General features: G+C 45.6%; 12 protein-coding genes. 9 read left to right on the forward strand and 3 right to left on the reverse strand.

Annotated elements, in window-relative coordinates:
• The first annotated feature begins 567 nt into the window (after positions 1–567).
• The 7 genes from KXJ80_RS13340 to fdhD all read left to right on the forward strand — a co-directional run bounded on the left by KXJ80_RS13340 (position 568) and on the right by fdhD (position 12,145).
• Complete coding sequence (locus KXJ80_RS13340) at positions 568–3,933, forward strand: LamG-like jellyroll fold domain-containing protein (protein ID WP_259474448.1); 3,366 nt, start codon at positions 568–570, stop codon at positions 3,931–3,933.
• Positions 3,934–4,401: 468 nt separating this feature from the next.
• Positions 4,402–5,298: an SMP-30/gluconolactonase/LRE family protein gene (locus tag KXJ80_RS13345; RefSeq protein WP_218738460.1), complete on the forward strand. Its 897-nt coding sequence runs from the start codon at positions 4,402–4,404 to the stop codon at positions 5,296–5,298.
• 529 nt (positions 5,299–5,827) lie between these two features.
• Entirely contained in the window at positions 5,828–8,845 is a 3,018-nt protein-coding gene (gene fdnG, locus KXJ80_RS13350; protein ID WP_259474822.1) for a formate dehydrogenase-N subunit alpha, read from the forward strand.
• 2 nt (positions 8,846–8,847) lie between these two features.
• Positions 8,848–9,750, forward strand: a complete 903-nt coding sequence (gene fdxH / locus KXJ80_RS13355) for a formate dehydrogenase subunit beta (protein ID WP_047539941.1) — start codon at positions 8,848–8,850, stop codon at positions 9,748–9,750.
• Positions 9,747–10,367 (forward strand): formate dehydrogenase subunit gamma, encoded by a 621-nt coding sequence (locus KXJ80_RS13360; protein ID WP_037430467.1) that lies wholly within the window; start codon positions 9,747–9,749, stop codon positions 10,365–10,367. Before fdxH ends, KXJ80_RS13360 begins: the two co-directional genes overlap by 4 nt.
• Before the next feature lie 5 nt (positions 10,368–10,372).
• Positions 10,373–11,272, forward strand: coding sequence for a formate dehydrogenase accessory protein FdhE (gene fdhE / locus KXJ80_RS13365; protein WP_047539943.1), 900 nt, complete (start codon positions 10,373–10,375; stop codon positions 11,270–11,272).
• A gap of 27 nt (positions 11,273–11,299) precedes the next feature.
• Positions 11,300–12,145, forward strand: coding sequence for a formate dehydrogenase accessory sulfurtransferase FdhD (gene fdhD, locus KXJ80_RS13370; protein ID WP_081990940.1), 846 nt, complete (start codon positions 11,300–11,302; stop codon positions 12,143–12,145).
• A gap of 351 nt (positions 12,146–12,496) precedes the next feature.
• Here the strand turns inward: fdhD and KXJ80_RS13375 are convergent, their stop codons facing one another.
• Entirely contained in the window at positions 12,497–13,792 is a 1,296-nt protein-coding gene (locus tag KXJ80_RS13375) for a tyrosine-type recombinase/integrase (RefSeq protein WP_169548033.1), read from the reverse strand.
• 61 nt (positions 13,793–13,853) lie between these two features.
• On the reverse strand, positions 13,854–14,072 hold the full coding sequence (locus KXJ80_RS13380; RefSeq protein ID WP_037430492.1) for a hypothetical protein: 219 nt from the start codon (positions 14,070–14,072) through the stop codon (positions 13,854–13,856).
• 169 nt (positions 14,073–14,241) lie between these two features.
• Here KXJ80_RS13380 and KXJ80_RS13385 point away from each other — a divergent pair, with 169 nt between their 5' ends.
• A complete protein-coding gene (locus KXJ80_RS13385) occupies positions 14,242–15,819 on the forward strand; it encodes a DUF3369 domain-containing protein (protein WP_259474449.1) in 1,578 nt (525 codons plus the stop codon).
• A gap of 109 nt (positions 15,820–15,928) precedes the next feature.
• On the opposite strand, the gene KXJ80_RS13390 is transcribed toward KXJ80_RS13385, so the two are convergent.
• Positions 15,929–16,414, reverse strand: a complete 486-nt coding sequence (locus tag KXJ80_RS13390) for a hypothetical protein (protein ID WP_037418559.1) — start codon at positions 16,412–16,414, stop codon at positions 15,929–15,931.
• Positions 16,415–16,637: 223 nt separating this feature from the next.
• On the opposite strand from KXJ80_RS13390, the gene ccoN reads away from it, so the two are divergent.
• The gene (gene ccoN / locus KXJ80_RS13395; protein ID WP_011072351.1) at positions 16,638–18,074 is read left to right on the forward strand and encodes a cytochrome-c oxidase, cbb3-type subunit I; all 1,437 of its coding nucleotides are present in this window, start codon (positions 16,638–16,640) and stop codon (positions 18,072–18,074) included.
• Positions 18,075–18,077: the final 3 nt, after the last annotated feature.

An 18,077-nucleotide genomic window follows, 5' to 3' on the forward strand; every position in this document is an offset into this window, starting at 1 on the left:
TAATCTCCGGTAGTTTATTATTTGACCCGGTAGCCTAAGACACCATCTGACGTCCCGGTCTTTTTTATTCCACTTCAGAGTCACGGACATCCCCACAGTGTCCCTGAAAATTTAGAATTTTGTAGCGTACTTTGCACCATGGCATCTGATGATGCTTCAAGTGCTCAATTAAGATCTTATCAAAGTGTTAAAATAATATTGTATGACTATTAACCTGTCAACATTGCTATTTCATTTTGATAATAAAGAGAGAGTGCATTTCTTAGAATGAATTATGGACAAGGAAAAAATTGAATTTTTAAAACAAAACAGAGAGATAGTTTACAGTTTGACGGTAGGTAAATTGGTGAGTATGCGGCAAAATCAATATAAATCGCATTGTATATTTAGCTTTAATGCCTCATTTTTTGCAAAAAATCATAAATCTCTTTCACAAGATATTTACTTCTTTCGTCAGAGTGCTAATGTAATTTTAGTGTTACAGTAGTATTGTATTACCAATATGTGATGCATTGATACACGATTAACCTCTAACTATCCAACACAACAATAAAAGGAACGACGCTCATGGTGCTTAAACGCTCATTCGTGTCAGCAAGCTTGATCATGGCACTTGCCGCCTGTGGTGGGGACGACAGCAGCTATAGTGCTAACGACACAAATACCTTTACACCTCCCGCTCCAGTGACTTCGGCGGATCCGACAATAGCAGGTGAGGTGAGCTATAAAAATGCAGTGGTCCATGATCCATCGATCATTAAAGATACTGATGGTACTTACTATGTTTTTGGCTCCCACCTAGCGGTGGCCAGCTCTACTGATTTAATGAACTGGACACAAATTGCCTCGGATGGTGCCGCCACGAGCAGCTTGTTTAATACCTATGCGTCAGAAATCGCTGAAGGCACGGCATGGACGGGCGGCTTTGTCGGTTCGTGGGCGCCGGATGTGATAAAGCTTGCCGACGGTAAGTACCATTTCTATTACGACTTCTGTGGCGGCCCCGATAAGATTGATTGCGTATCGCGCTCCTATTTGGGGATGGCCACCTCGGACAATATTTTAGGTCCTTATGTAAACAAAGGTTTACTACTGAAATCAGGTCATGAGGGTGCTGAAAACCCAGGCGCAAACGGTCAAATTTACGATGGCAATGTCGACCCTAATGCTATCGATCCAGCCGTGTTTTACGATAAAGATGGCGGTCTGTGGATGACCTATGGTTCCTATTCCGGCGGGATCTGGGTGATGCAGTTAGATCCAGCAACGGGTAAACCGTTAGCGGATCAGGGCTATGGCACTAAGATCATGGGGGGCAATTACAGTGCGATTGAAGGGTCTTATGTTATCTATAGCCCTGAATCCGAATACTATTATATGTTTACCTCCTTTGGTGGTTTTGCCCAAAAAGACGGTTACAACATTCGTATTTCTCGATCTAAAAATCCTAACGGTCCCTATGTAGATGCAGCTGGGCTCGACATGATTGGCGCAACGGCCGCAGGCAATATCGCCGACTATGGCGTCAAACTGATGGGCGGTTTCCAATTTGTGGCCCACCCAGGCGATGTGGGTCATGATCACGGTTATCTGTCACCCGGCCACAACTCAGCTTTTTATGATGCACAAACGGGCAAATACTTCTTAGTATTCCATACGCGCTTCCCCGATACCGACGAAGGTCACAGCGTGCGCGTGCATGAGCTATTTCTCAACAGCGATGGTTGGTTAGTTGCCTCACCACAGCGTTATGCACCGATCAACGGCGATAACATTGTCGATGAAATCGATGTCACTGGTGATTATCAATTCATTAATCACGCAAAAAATATTAATACTGCGGCACATAAATCAGTCCATGTGAAGTTATCCCGTACTTGGACCAATAAAGGCACTGTATCTGGCGATGTGACTGGTACTTACCAACAGGGTGATGACAATAAAATCAGCTTAACGCTAGACAATTTAGGCACATTTGAAGGCGTACTCGCCTGGCAATGGGATCCTGAACAAAACAAACTCATGCCTACCTTTAGCGCCATTTCTAATGATGGGGCGAGTATTTGGGGCGTGAAGCTCACCAATAAAACCACTGAGGAAATTTTATCGGCATCGGCAAACGGCATTAGCCTGCCGACCGAAGTCACCGAAGGCACGCTCGCCTTACCGACACAAGGTACCCGTGGGGCAACTATCGAGTGGCAATCGAGCGACGAGTCAGTGATCCGTGCCGATGGCACCATTATCAGACCCAACGTGGGCGAGGGCGATAAGGTCGTGACCTTAACCGCGACAATTATGGTCAATGGTAAGAAGGTGACTAAAACCTTCAAAATCACCGTATTTGCCCATAAAACCTATAACCGTATTGCCCAGTATAGCTTTGAGAATAACCTCAAGGACTCCTTGGGCTTATTTAGTGATGGCCAACCCACTGGCGATAGGATCTTCAAAGCGGGCGATGCCATTGGCTACGCCACAGGCTTTGAAGGACAAGCCCTGTCACTCGATGGTACCCATGGGGTGTTACTACCATCGGGCATTATCTCCAGCTACGAGTACACAGTGTCTTTTTGGGCAAGTCCTGCGGTTATTACAGGGTTTACCACGGCATTCTTCGGCGCAGTTAACGAGCAAACCGCTGAAGATGGTAGCAAGTTCTCCAATACTTGGGTCAGCATGCTGCCACAGGGTTGGGACGGTAATACCATGTTCTGGAGTCACAATATTGATACCAGCGGCAGTGCCGCGGTTGAAAGTTGGTTTGATGGTGTAACCGGCGAGCGCATCGCTGAAAACACGTGGTCGCATCTGGCGTTCTCCGTCAATAAAGGGCTAGTTAAAGTCTTTATCAACGGGGTTGAGCGCTTTAGCCGCGGTAACCTTGCGAACTACTTTACGGGCGCACAGGGCGTTTTCGGTCTTGGCGTTAACTACTGGGATCTGCCATACAACGGCCTCATTGATGAACTCAAAGTCTATGAAGCGGCATTAACGGCTGAAGAAGTCAAAGCCCTCGATATCGACAAGTTAGCCGACAGTGAACTCTTGTCCTCAGCAACGGCCATTCTGGAGCTAGGCGACTTATCGGCGGTGCGTAAAAATATCGAACTGCCAGTAACGGGTCCTTATGCTGCGGCGATTTCTTGGGTATCTTCGGATCCAACGACTATTGATACCCATGGTAGCGTAACGCAACCTGCACGTGGTGAAGAAGACAAGGTGGTCACCTTAACGGCCACCTTAAAACTGGGTAATGCGACTCAAACCAAAGTCTTCACCGCAACCGTAAAAGCTAAGAATCCACCAACACCTGTAGCGGTTTACAGTTTCGAAGATAATCTTAACGACAGTACCGCTAACTTCGGTGCGGGCACTTTAGTGGGTAACCTGATTGGTGTCGAAGGCGGTAAAATCAGCTATATGGACGGCGCGGTAGGCAAGGCGGCGGTCTTTGATGGTGCCTCTGGTATTGTATTGCCGAATAACCTTATCAAAGACTACACCTACTCAGTGTCGATGTGGCTCAATCCTGAGCAGCTGAATAAGTACACTACAGCCTTGTTTGGTTATGCGACCGATTCTAGCTGGACCAGCGTCTTACCTGGCGGTCAAAATGATTATGAGCGCATGGTATTATGGTCAGGCACAGCGTGGTACGACGGTCGAACCGGTTTTGTGATGCCAAAATCCCAATGGACGCACCTGGCGTACACAGTGAATGGCGGCGATGTGAAGGTTTATATCAATGGTGAATTGAAGTTTACCGGCGCTAACTTCCCGGACGTCTTCTCAGTACCGACCACTAAGTTTGCGGTCGGGGTCAACTTCTGGGATACGCCTTTCAAAGGGGCAATCGATGAAATCAAGTTCTACGACGAAGCGATTACTGAACAAGATGTGGCTGATTTATTTAGCGAATCTAATCAATAACTGATCAGTTAAGCCAGATCGCTTGACGATCCCATTCAAAAGCTCAAAATCCGATGACCATTCGTCATCGGATTTTTTTATGCAACTCACTACCGCGTTTGCACTGGCCGGAACCATTCCGAAAAGGATTGATAGTTTAATCGCAGAAACAGAGCAGCATATACTACCGATACAACGAGAATTAAGGGTTTATCCTCGATATGTCATAGCGAAACCAAGGAAATACCCAGTCAAAAGAAAAGGCCTGTCAGCTCTTAACTGATTGGCATTACTCTCAATGGTGCTTTAAATCAATGTCTTAAGATATTTAAACCTTGGCCATTATGAAGGTCATTTATCGACTATTATCGCGATAAGCCGGTAGCTAAAAGAACCACAAGCTATATTCACTTTTTACCCTTGCTTCATCCCATAAGTTGTTTAAGATTAAGCCTTTCTTGATTACAGAGTTTATTTCTGAGTAACGCAATGCAAACGGTCACGGTTGGCGAGCTGTTGATGACGATCCCAGTAGGAAACCTCCTTGGAGAAGGCGTATTATGGGATGAATTACACCAATCCATTTGGTGGACCGACATTCTCTCCTCTGTGATTTATCGTTTTACTCTCGCCACCTGCACACTAGATACTTTCTCCATGCCGCACCGCGTCGGCTCCTTTGGCCTCACTGCAAAGCCTACAACACTGATCGTCGCATTCGATATCGGTATTGCGACTTATAATATTGAAGATCAAAGCCTGACATGGTTGGCGCAGCCAGAATCTCATTTTGCCGGCAATCGCTTTAATGATGGTCGCATCGATAGGCAAGGGCGTTTTTGGGCCGGCACTATGGTTGAGCGACGCGATACTTTGCAACAAACGGCAGCCCTGTATTGTCTGGATGAGAATGGGCATTGCCACCAGCGCCTCTCAAATCTCGAAATCTCCAACGGCCTATGCTGGAGCGTGGATGGGCGAACGCTCTACCATGCTGATTCGCCAAAACACCAAATCTATCAATATGATTTTGATATTGAGAAGGGGCTATTGAGTCGTAAGCGCCTCTTTGCGAGCACGATCCATCACATTTTCCCTGATGGTTCCGATGTCGATGCGGCGGGTTATCTTTGGAATGCCCAGTGGGGCGGTGGCCAAGTGGTACGCTATCGTCCAGACGGTGAAGTCGATCTTATCCTCAAATTGCCCGTTACAAACCCAACCAGCATCGCCTTTGGCGGCGCAAAATTAGATTTACTTATCGTGACCAGTGCTAAACACTCACTTGACACATCGCAATTAGCTCAAGAGCCGCAAGCGGGGGATGTATTTATCTATCAATTACAGGGTATTTATGGCGTAACCTCTCCACGTTTTTGCGGTTAGATCTAAGTAAACATCAGCGTTTTTAGCGCAAATTTTGTTATCAAATCTACTCACCAATCCCTTAGACAAAAACGATTTACCGCGCTTTCAGGCAAAATCGCCGCTTATCGCCCCAATCATTTACCTTAAATTGTGATCTTGCTCAAAAAGCGGCTAATCGGTATTTTCACTCATAATTTGAGCAACTAACGCCATTTTTGTGACGCGCATCAACAATAAGATTTACAGCTATCAGAAATTGGTACAAAGTGGACAAAATGACTACTCAAAATGTCCATATCAATAAAAGCGTTAAATCCTGAGAAATAACATTATTTAAAAGTATTAATTCAAAAATAATAATAAAACTTACATACATCAGGATATTATTCCATTGAAAGCTTAATGTGATTTTGATCACCTGTCGGAAATTGTCATTATTAGTTACTTTTTTATACTCGCACTTTGAGTAGGGTTAAGTTCTCTACTCAAGCATGCAGCGTATTCGCTGCAAATTGTGAGCACATAAAAGAGAGTGTGTGAAATGACAATGAATAGACGACAGTTTTTTAAACTCTGTGCTGTGGGAGCCGCGACTTCTGCTATTTCTGCACTGGGGTTGATGTCCGAAAAGGCATTTGCATCCGTCAGAGGTTTTAAATTGCTACGCGCAAAAGAGACGCGTAACAATTGTTGCTACTGCTCTGTGGGTTGTGGTTTGTTGATGTACAGCCAGAGCAGTAATGGGAAAAATGCGGAGCAGAGCATTTTTCATATCGAGGGCGATGCCGATAATCCAATTAACCGTGGAGCTCTGTGTCCTAAGGGCGCTGGCTTGGTTGACTATGTGAATAGCCCGCACCGTTTAAAATATCCTGAAGTGCGTTTACCTGGTTCGGATAAATGGCAGCGCATTAGCTGGGATGAGGCCTTTAAGCGTATCGCAAGACTTATCAAAGACGAGCGTGATGCCAATCTGGTTGAAAAAAATGCCCAGGGTCAAACCGTTAACCGCTTAGTCAGTCTAGGCATGATGACCTCATCGGCCCAAGCAAACGAAGGCTGCTACATTACCCATAAATTTGGCCGTGCCATTGGCATGTTAGGCATAGATAACATCGCTCGCGTTTGTCACGCTCCGACACCTGCTGCGATGGCGCCCACCTTTGGCCGCGGCGCTATGACTAACCACTGGGCAGATATGAAAAATACCGATCTGGCCATTGTGATGGGCGGTAACGCTGCCGAAGCGCATCCCGTCGGTTTTGGTTGGGTGACAGAAGCGATGGAGCACAACAATGCCAAGTTGATTGTGGTCGATCCGCGCTTTAACCGCAGTGCTGCCGTCGCCGATTTATATGCGCCTATTCGTTCGGGCACCGATATTGCCTTCCTACTCGGCATGATCCGCTACCTACTCGAAACCCAGCAAATCAACCTTAACTATGTCAAAGCCTATACCAATGCCTCGTTTATCGTGCGGGAAGACTTTGAATTTAATGAAGGTTTATTCAGTGGCTACGATGAAGCTAACCATAAATACGACCAATCTACTTGGTTCTATGAGTTAGATGAAGAGGGCTACGCTAAGGTCGACCCTAGCTTAAGTCATCCTCGTTGCGTGATTAACCTGCTGAAAAAACACGTTGATCGCTACGATCCCGACACAGTTTCCAGTATCACTGGGACGCCTAAAGAAACCTATCTTGAAGTGTGTCAGCAAATTGGGGCAACCCATGTTGACCATAAAGCCGCAACCTTCCTGTATGCACTAGGTTGGACACAGCACAGCGTCGGCGCGCAAAACATCCGCACCATGGCGATGATCCAATTGCTGCTTGGCAATATGGGGATCATGGGCGGCGGCGTGAATGCGCTGCGTGGTCACTCAAACGTTCAAGGCGCAACGGACTTAGGGTTATTGTGCCAAGCCTTACCGGGTTACCTTAAATTACCTCAAGATAAAGATGTTGATTTACAAAACTATTTAGCCCATTACACTCCAAAAGCCTTAAGACCAAACCAAACCAACTATTGGCACAATTACCCAGCCTTTACCGTGTCGTTGTTAAAAGCATTCTTCGGTGAACATGCGACGGCAGAGAATGATTATGGCTATGACTGGCTGCCAAAGTGGGACCAACAGTACGATATCAACAAGCAAATCGACATGATGGTTCACGGTGAGGTCAATGGCTACTTTATCCAAGGCATCAACGCGCTTAACTCTCAGCCCGATAAACAAAAAGTGTCTAAGGGCTTATCGAATCTGAAGTTCTTAGTTGTGCTGGATGCACTTGCAAACGAAACCTCCACTTTCTGGCGCAATGCAGGTCAGTTTAACGATGTGGATACCGCCAGTATTCAAACTGAAGTCTTCCGCTTACCCACGACCTGTTTTGCTGAGGAAAGTGGTTCAATTGCCAACTCAAGCCGCTGGTTACAATGGCACTTTAAGGGCGCAAATCCACCCGGCGAAGCCTTGTCTGATCCTGAAATTCTTTCTGGCATCATGCTGGAATTAAAACGTTTATACCGTGAAGAGGGTGGTCGTTTACCTGCGCCAATTGAAGCCATTAAATGGGACTATGCGGTCGAACATGAACCTAGTTCAGAGGAAATCGCGCGGGAGATGAATGGTTATGATCTCACTACCGGTAAATTACTCAATGGTTTCTCCGAGTTAAAAGCCGATGGATCAACCTCATGTGGTGTTTGGGTTTACTCAGGCATGTGGACCGAAGCGGGCAACTTGATGGCGCGTCGCGATAATAGCGATCCATCAGGCAAAGGCATTACCCCAAATTGGTCATTCGCTTGGCCAGCAAACCGGCGCATCTTGTACAACCGCGCCTCCTGCGACGTACAAGGTAAGCCGCGCGATCCAAGCCGTGTACTGCTCGAGTATAAAGACAACAAGTGGCAGGGCATTGATGTGCCAGACTTTAATGCCAAATTGAATGCCGAAGAATCGGCCCATCCTTTCATCATGCAAGCCGATGGCGTTGGCCACTTATTTGCGCTGCGTGACTTAAAAGATGGCCCATTCCCAGAGCATTACGAGCCGTTCGAATCACCACTGGCGAGTAATCCGCTGCACCCTAAGGTCACCAATAACCCAGTGGCGCGGATGTTCAAAGGCTTACGTGAAAGCTTTGGTACCAATGAAGAATTCCCCTATGTTGGCACTACTTACTCAATGACGGAGCACTTCAACAACTGGACCACACATTGTCACCTTGCTGCGATTACCCAGCCACAGCACTTTATCGAAATCGATGAAACCTTGGCGGCGGAAAAGGGCATCAATAACGGTGATTGGGTCAAGGTGAGCTCTAAGCGCTCGCATATTGTGACTAAGGCCTATGTCACTAAACGGCTCCAACCCATGATGGTTCAGGGCAAAAAAGTCCATACCATTGGTATTCCACGCCATGGCAGCTACGAGGCCTTGACGCAGAAGAGTTATATCGTTAACGAACTGACTTCATCTGTGGGCGATGCCAATACCCAAACCCCTGAATACAAAGCATTCCTTGTGAATATTGCCAAATCGGAGGGCTTCTAATTATGGCTTCTCAAGATATTATCCGCATCTCAGGCACCACGGACATCACCCCAGCGTCTCAAGCACGCATTGGAGCGGTCCAGCAGGTGACTAAGCTGTTTGATGCGACGAAATGTACCGGCTGTAAGGCCTGTCAGGTTGCCTGCTCCGAATGGAATGACCTTCGTGAAGATGTCGGTACTTTCCAAGGCAGTTATCAGAACCCGATGACACTGTCACCGGAAAGCTGGAACATAATGCAGTATCACGAAGTGATGGATAACAATAAGTTGCGTTGGCAATTTACCCACACTGCCTGTATGCACTGCGCCGATCCAGCCTGTTTAAAAGCCTGTTCAACCAGCGGAGCGATTGTGCAACATGCCAATGGCACAGTGGATTTTGACTCGAATAAGTGTATTGGCTGCGGCTATTGCGCTAGTGCCTGTCCTTTCAATGTGCCTAAGATCAGCGCCAAAGATAACAAAGCCTATAAGTGCACCCTGTGCTCCGATAGGCTCGCCGTTGGCCTCGAGCCTTCCTGCGTTAAAACCTGCACCGTGGGAGCACTGCGCTTTGGTACCCGCGAAGACATGTTGTTCTATGCCGAAAAACGCGTCGAGCAGTTAAAGGAACGTGGCTTCAGCAAGGCGGGACTTTATAACCCAGAGGGCGTTGGCGGTACGCATATGATGATGATCCTCCACGACATCACGCAACCCGAAAGCTATGGCATGCCCAAGGATCCGCAAATCCCTGCGGCAACCGAATGGCGTCAAGATTGGCTCAAACCGTTGGGCACCGCAGGCTTGCTCGCAACGGCGGCGTTCGCCCTGATGCACCGCATTGCGGTAGGGCGCAACATCGTCGAGGAAGATCAGCCTGGTTATATTGATGCCGGCGTCAAAGAGGAGGAAAAACTATGAGTCATAAAGAAATGATCGTGCGCCATAAGCTCGTTGATCGTCTGTGTCACTGGACCATAGTCTTTGTTGGCCTAGTGACCTTTCTAACGGGGTTCTCGTTTTTTTATCCCTCGTTCCAGTGGCTCAGTGGCATTGTTGGCACACCACAACTGGCAAAAGTGATGCATCCATTCTTTGGAATTGCCATGTGTCTGCTGCTGGCGGTGATGTTAATCCGCTACTACCAGCACAATAAGTGGAATAAATACGATTTGCCCTGGATGAAAGCCGTGGTGTGGGTGTTACTGCAAAAAGAAGAGAACATTCCGCCCGTGGGCCACTACAACCCAGGTCAGAAAATGTTATTCCGCGCCTTTGTGGTTTTTGTACTGGCGTTTCTGATCAGCGGCATCATGATGTGGCAACCTTATTTTGCCCCCATGTTCTCGGCAGAAGCCGTCAATTGGGCCACCTTAGTCCACTCGGCCTGCGGCATATTAATGCTGTTATCCCTAGTGGTACACGTATGGATGGCCTGCTGGATTGAAGGCTCTATCACTGGGATGCTCTACGGCAAAGTCTCTAAGGCTTGGGCTCGTAAGCACCACCCAGCCATGTTAGAAGAACACGAGGAATAATAGCGATGAAGATGGCCAGCGATATCCCGTTAAGTTTTGTTGATAAATCTCCCTTAGCTTTGAAACCGCTAAAAGCGGCAGATCCTGAGAAAATTTATCAACATAGAGCACGTCGTTTAGCCCAATTAGCGCAGGATTCTCCGCTGGCGGATTATCTTAAGCTCTGCCAAATCCTAGTGTCTGTGCAGCAAAAACTGGCGGCAACGGATATGGGCCCAGCACCAATGATTGACGTTGAGGCGCCATATCCGTTGTCCCTAAGCCAAACTCAAACGGCTCAGGATTGGTTACAACCATTGCAAGCATTGCTGACAGAATTGTTATCCCAAGTGCCCGCGCATTTAGTGCCTATTCTCCAGGAGCTACTGGAGCAATCGCCAGTCCAATTGCTCCAGTGGGGCAATCAACTGAGGCAAGGGCAGTTTAGTGCCGTACCCGCACAGTTTAGCTTATTTATTTGGGCGGGTTTGTCACTCTATTGGTCCCATTGGGCGCCCATGGTGATTGCGCGTATGGATACCAATAGGGTTAAGCAGTCCAGTTTATGCCCTGTATGCGGCAGTCATCCTGTCGCCAGCATGATTGTCGATAAACCCCGCGAAGGGCTGCGTTATCTACATTGCAGTCTGTGTGAAAGCGAGTGGCATTATGTGCGCGCCCATTGTACCTGCTGCGAACAATCCCGTGAGATGTCTATTTGGTCGTTTGACGATCATAAGGCTGCCGTACGGATTGAGAGCTGCGAGGCGTGTAAAGGATATACTAAGATGTTGTTTATCAATCGTTTGCCATTGTTAGATGCGGCAGCGGATGATATCGCATCGATGGGATTGGATGCCGAGCTCAATACAAAGGGCTATGGTGCGACAACTGTCAATCCGCTATTGCTGGCCCATGAAGCTTAGAAAACGTAGTTAACAGGAGATGCGTTGATGGTTGCTGATAATTCTTTCCCTAATTCAGTTGTTACAGCCGATGTGACTCGATTTAGCACGGCAGGGAATGTTGAACAAACTGAATTACTCGCCAATGAGGTAAGAGTGGCGTTGGTGTATAACGGATTGGCGCACACAGTCATGATGGCAAGCCCACAGGACTTGGAAGTGTTTGCGATAGGTTTTACGCTTTCGGAAAGAATTGTCTCAACCATTAATGATATAAAAGATATTGAACTTGAATATGTTTCTAATGGCGTGATCATTAAGATAGAGATTAATCAACGCTGTTTCAATGAGTTAAAGGAGCATCGCCGTAGCATGGCAGGACGCACTGGCTGTGGTCTCTGTGGTGTTGCACAGCTTAAAGATGCTGTAAAACCAGTTCGAGTCGTCGGATCAGATATCCGATTTAACATTGCCCATCTCGACCCGATTTTAGTCCGAGTCAAACAACTACAACAGACTTTTGCTTTAACTGGTGCAACCCATGCTGCAATTGGTGTAAATGAAAACGGGGAGGTGATTTATCTATTTGAAGATATTGGCCGACATATCGCTTTAGATAAATTGATCGGGGCGATGTCTGTTCGGTATGCAGCAAAACCCGCTGCGGTATTGTTAACCAGCCGCGCCAGTTTTGAAATGGTACAAAAGGCGGCAAGTGTCGGTATTCAAATTCTGTTTGCTATGTCAGCCGTGACGGCGTTGGCTACTGAGATTGCGGAGCAAAGCAATGTGACTTTAGTCGGTTTCTGCCGTGATGGTCGAGCAAATATTTATAATCATGGCTATCGACTTCAAGGAAGCCAACTGTCACAACCAGCCGTGGTCGGGCTTTAAGATTTGACCGTAGGCAAATGAAGAGATTGATTGGCAAAATAAAAAGTCGATCCAAGTAATAATAGACACCAACATCATGATATAAAACGCGATGCTATGTGAATTCTTTAGCACTATGTGGAGTAATCTCTGCAAACATTCACGTAGCAACGCGATATAAGCAATAGCATTTCTTCCTTAAACCAATAAATCCTCAATCAAGCAGAACCAGCAGAACCAGCAGAACCAGCAGAAGTGAAAGTACTTTAACGTAAATCCATAGAGAACTGTTTCTTTCCCCAAAACACAATTTAACATAATATACATTGTACGCAGTTTTGTGTGAGAGGGATTTAGGGTGCCGATAACATCCTAGTTAATACCTTGCAAATGGTCTAACGGCTTATTAAAGGCGCTTTCATGTCTTTCTATTTGTGTGGTGTGTAAATACTTCGATGTGGTGTCGATACTCTCGTGGCCTGCATCGGCTTGGACATGTGACAACGGCCGACGATTGATGTTGATATCATGGGTGATCCCTGTGTGTCGAATATTATGCGCAGTGAGTTTTCGCATTTGCTCGGCATCGTGATTAAAACCATCTGTTTGCGCATTATCAGCCGCGAGATTGATGATGGTCTGAATTTCTTCACGGATTTGACGGATCCCAAGATTGGCATTCACTAAACCCGCATCTCGGCCGCGACCAGCTGCTCTATGTCGAACAAATAACGGATGTGGTTCACTTTGATTTGGATAGTCAGTAAGACCTAAAAACTGTCGATATTTAACTAAGCTGTCCAGTAACGCCTTTGACATCGCCACGCTACGCTTTTTACCACCTTTACTCAGTGGAATATGAAAACTCCAAATGCCTGTCTGTGAATTTTGTCTAAATTGGCCCATTACCGGTGAATAGCCAACCCGTGCAGATACATCAGAGATGCGTAAATAGCAGGAATAAATCAATGAAATCAAGAATAAACTACGTTGATGCAATTCGGGGGACGTTTCAGCCAATCGAGTAACTGTGCTCATCACATAGGACCACTGTAGTTCTGTGAAAGCCAAGTTGTTTTCATCTTCCTCGCTTTGTCTTTGATACTGCTTGTTTTGGCCAAAGCGGCTGTGATTCAACCAAATTTGCGCGGGGTTGCGCTCACAAAACTCCTCACTCATTAAGTAGCTATAAAACGAGGATAAAATAGCAATCTTGGTTTTTAATGCATTGTCGCTAAGCACATAAGGTTGAACTTGCCCTAACAGTTTCTTGCCGACAAATGGCCGCCAAAGACTATTAGGAACCCGCTCATCACGCAGTTTATCGAGTTTAAACTGTGGCACGTTAAAGTAACCAATCAGCGCTAAGGGTGGCGCCAAACAATAATCCACATACCGACTCATATCCTTACGTAGCACCTGTGTGGGTGACATTTTGGCGACATCAAAGCACCAATGCAGGAATGTAGTGAGTTCACTCCGATAGGCTTTATAGTTGTTTTCACTGTGTTTTTGTTCAAATAACCAATCTGTTGCATGTTCCATTACTAAACCTGCATCAGGCACATCCGTTAGACTGACTTGGGTAATGTATTGATTCACCACACAGTTCCCATCTTGTATGAATTCAATTGAATCAAATAAAGGCAATACTGGAGGAAGTTGCATAATAACTTTTAAATTTAAGTGTTTAATGCATGATAATACTTAAATGCAAATGCCGATAACGTTATTTATCGGCATTAATGAGTCTTTCAATTTGCGGACAACTTGTTTGTGAACATTGCTGGCAGCCTATGCGTTTTTGGCAACAGATAAGGCAAAGTTGCCAGACTTTCCGTTTTGATTGATTATCTAGACATGAAAAATCCGCTGCACATAGACTTCCTTCACGAATGAGTTGCGCAAGTTTCTCCTCTGATATTGATAAATTGATCCTTTCTGCCATATATGCCTCCCTGCTGAGTTATCTATTTTGATAATACACAAATGATAATAGTTATCAATAACGAGCTGTTAAATTTGCGACCTTCCCCGCTGCAGAATTATTTTTACTGATTTGACAAGCTTCTACTACACTCTAACTGTGCGACATAAATTAAGTGATGAGGTCTCGGATGGTGATTGATCTTACAAAGAAAAAGCCGCTCTTTTCAGGGAAAAAAACCATAGAAACTTCTGCATTTTCTGCGCCCTGGAAAATTCTTGTTGTTGATGATGAGCCTGATGTACACACGGTCACTAAACTTGCACTTTCTCGTTTTAAACTCGATGGTCGTGCCCTCTCCTTTATTAACGCTTATAGTGCTGAGCAAGCTAAAGAATTTCTTTTAAATGAACAAGATCTGGCAATTGCCTTTATTGATGTTGTTATGGAAACCGATCATGCTGGCTTGGAGTTAGTAAAGTGGATCCGTGAGGAACATAAAAACAAAACAATCCGCCTAATTTTGCGCACAGGACAACCAGGCCAAGCTCCTGAAGAAGATGTTATCGTCAACTACGATATCAATGACTATAAGGCAAAATCTGAACTCGATTCACGCAAGTTAATGACAAGTGTCTACTCGGCACTGCGTTCTTACCGCGACATTATGGAAATCGAACAAGCAAGGCGTGCGCAGCTGAATCATCGAAAAGGATTAGAGCGAGTGCTCGAGGCAACCTCAGGATTATTTGAACTCAGAACGCTCTATCGATTCGCTGATGGCTTGCTGACCCAAGTTGCAACCCTATTGAATCTCGATTCCGAAACACTGCTGCTAACCTGTAATGCCATGGATGCGATAAGCGGCCATATGGAATCTGCTGAGATTAAGATTTTGGCGGGGACGGGACAATTTGCCGAGAGTCCTGCGAACAAAGTGTTACCAATGCATATTGATAAGTTATTACGCACAGCTCTCGCACAAAACCGTTGTTTATATGAAGATAACTGTTTCGTTGGCTATTTCCCAACAAAGAGTGGGCTTATCAACCTGCTTTATATGGATGGGATTGATAAAATCGACGATTTAGATAAAAAACTTATTGATATTTTTGCAATAAATGTGGGTATCGCCTTTGAGAACCTACTTCTAAATCAAGAGGTCGAAGATACCCAGTCTGAACTTATTCTACGTTTAGGAGATGTCGTTGAAAGCCGCTCAAAAGAGGCTGCTAATCACGTAAAACGTATGGCCGAATATTGTGCCAAACTGGCACTACTTGCAGGATTATCTGAGACCGAAGCTGAACTTTTACGCAGAGCATCGCCTATGCATGATATTGGTAAGATAGCGATCCCCGATGCGGTGTTGCTTAAGCCAGGCAAGTTAGACGATAAAGAATGGTCGGTTATGCGTCAGCACCCTACTATTGGCTACCAGATCCTCGCTAATTCCGAGCGGCCTATCCTAAAAGCCGCTGCGATTATAGCCTTGCAACATCATGAAAAGTATGATGGTTCAGGCTATCCAGCCAATTTAAGACAAGAACAAATTCACATTTTTGCCCGTATTGTTGCAATTGCAGATGTGTTCGATGCTCTTTCCCATGCACGTTGCTATAAAGCAGCTTGGCCACTCGAAGAGGTTATCGATGAAATGCGTAAAGGTGCAGGTAAACATTTTGATCCTGATTTACTCGAACTGTTTATCAATAACATCGATATTTTTGTACAGGTTAAAGAAAACTGGAAGGATCATGATGAATAGCCAAAATAGCATTCATAATCAATCATCCGCCTATGATAATCGGTCATTATGAATAAGGAGTGGGAGTTAATATTGTTACCAAGCTCTTTATCCGGCGAACGCCATAAACTTAATATGGATTATCGGCAAGAAAGTCAAAAATAACGGCTTGCTCGATACCATTTCGACTAAAACTGATAAAACCACGCCACACCATATACCCACTGCTACAGGAACCGTAAATCAACTGCCCCTCATAGGTTGTTTTATCGAGTTGACGAATATTGACAGGGATAATGCCCATAAACATATCTCTACCTTCTAAACGGACCTGTAAATTATCAAGTACATCAGAAGATAATAGCTTCAATGTTAATGGTTTTTCACTTGGCGCACGATCTGGCGAAAGGCTGATGCTCAGCACTATATCCCCGACCTTTTTAATGCAATCCCCCTGAGTAAACACACAAAGAGTGGGATCTGTAGGCGGTATTTTTACCTGTTGCTCGGCTTTTTTATCACAAGCGCTAAGATTCAACGCAATTAACATGATGTAAAGCGGGAGACGTTTGCGATTAAGCACAAAAATTAACCTTGTGATGCAAGATGTTAACATTCTATGGCGTAGGTTGATCTAGATCAACTTTCCGTCCCCCTTCTTTGGTATCTTTTTTGACATGGCTCAAGTATCATTGCGAAACCTCATATTTGAGCACAAATGTGTAGGGTAACGCATTGACATGGCTTCATAACCCTTATAGGGACATGAGCTTTGTGTCATATATAACAGGTAAAGCTAGTCTTTACTAAAAGTAAAAGTAATAAGCAGTGGAAGCATTATGATGAACCATTCCCAGCCAACAGGCGCTGATTACAATTACACCATTGTCCGCCAATTCGCCTTAACCACAGTTTTGTGGGGTATTGTTGGTATGTCAGTCGGTGTTTTAATTGCGGCTCAGTTAATCTGGCCACATCTGAACTTCGATACGCCTTGGTTTACGTATAGTCGCTTGCGACCATTACACACCAATGCGGTAATTTTCGCGTTCGGAACATCAGCCCTCTTTGCAACATCCTATTATGTCGTACAACGCACCTGTCAAACCCGACTATTTGCACCTAAATTAGCTGCATTTACGTTTTGGGGATGGCAAGCCATCATTCTGTCAGCAGCCATCACTCTGCCAATGGGTTATACCAGCGGTAAAGAATATGCTGAATTAGAATGGCCAATCGATATCGCTATTACGATCGTTTGGGTATCCTATGCAATAGTGTTCTTCGGCACTATTATCAAACGAACAACATCGCATATTTACGTAGCGAACTGGTTCTTTGGTGCATTTATCATTACGGTTGCCGTGCTTCACATCGTGAACTCAATGGCCGTTCCTGTTAGCTTGTTTAAGTCATACTCTATGTACAGTGGCGCGGTCGATGCCATGGTGCAATGGTGGTATGGTCACAACGCGGTAGGCTTCCTGTTAACCGCAGGCTTCTTAGGTATGATGTACTACTTCGTTCCTAAGCAAGCGGGTCGTCCTGTTTACTCATATCGTCTGTCGATTGTGCACTTTTGGGCACTGATCGCACTGTACATTTGGGCAGGTCCTCACCACTTACACTATACTGCCCTGCCTGACTGGACTCAGTCTTTAGGTATGGTGATGTCTCTGATCCTGTTCGCACCATCTTGGGGCGGTATGATCAACGGTATCATGACCTTATCTGGCGCATGGCACAAACTGCGTACTGACCCAGTATTGCGTTTCTTAGTGGTTTCTCTGTCTTTCTATGGTATGTCGACCTTCGAAGGTCCGATGATGGCCATCAAGACAGTTAACGCTTTATCTCATTACACAGATTGGACAGTAGGTCACGTTCACTCCGGCGCGCTAGGCTGGGTTGCAATGGTATCTATCGGTTCTCTGTATCACTTGATCCCAGTACTGTTCGGCCATGGCCGTATGTACAGCATCAAGTTAGTTAACGTGCATTTCTGGTTAGCGACAATCGGTACTGTTCTTTACATCGTGTCTATGTGGATTTCAGGTGTAATGCAGGGTCTGATGTGGCGTGCAGTTAACGCTGACGGTACTTTGACTTATAGCTTTGTTGAAAGTCTGGAAGCTTCTTATCCTTTCTACTTCGTACGTTTCCTCGGCGGTTGTTTCTTCTTAACCGGTATGCTGATCATGGCATACAACGTGATCCGTACTGTGAAAGCCTCTAAAGATTCATTGCCAGCACTGGCTGAAGCAAAAGCGGCTTAAGGA

The organism is Shewanella xiamenensis (assembly GCF_024971755.1).
GTDB classification, from domain to species: Bacteria; Pseudomonadota; Gammaproteobacteria; order Enterobacterales; family Shewanellaceae; genus Shewanella; species Shewanella xiamenensis.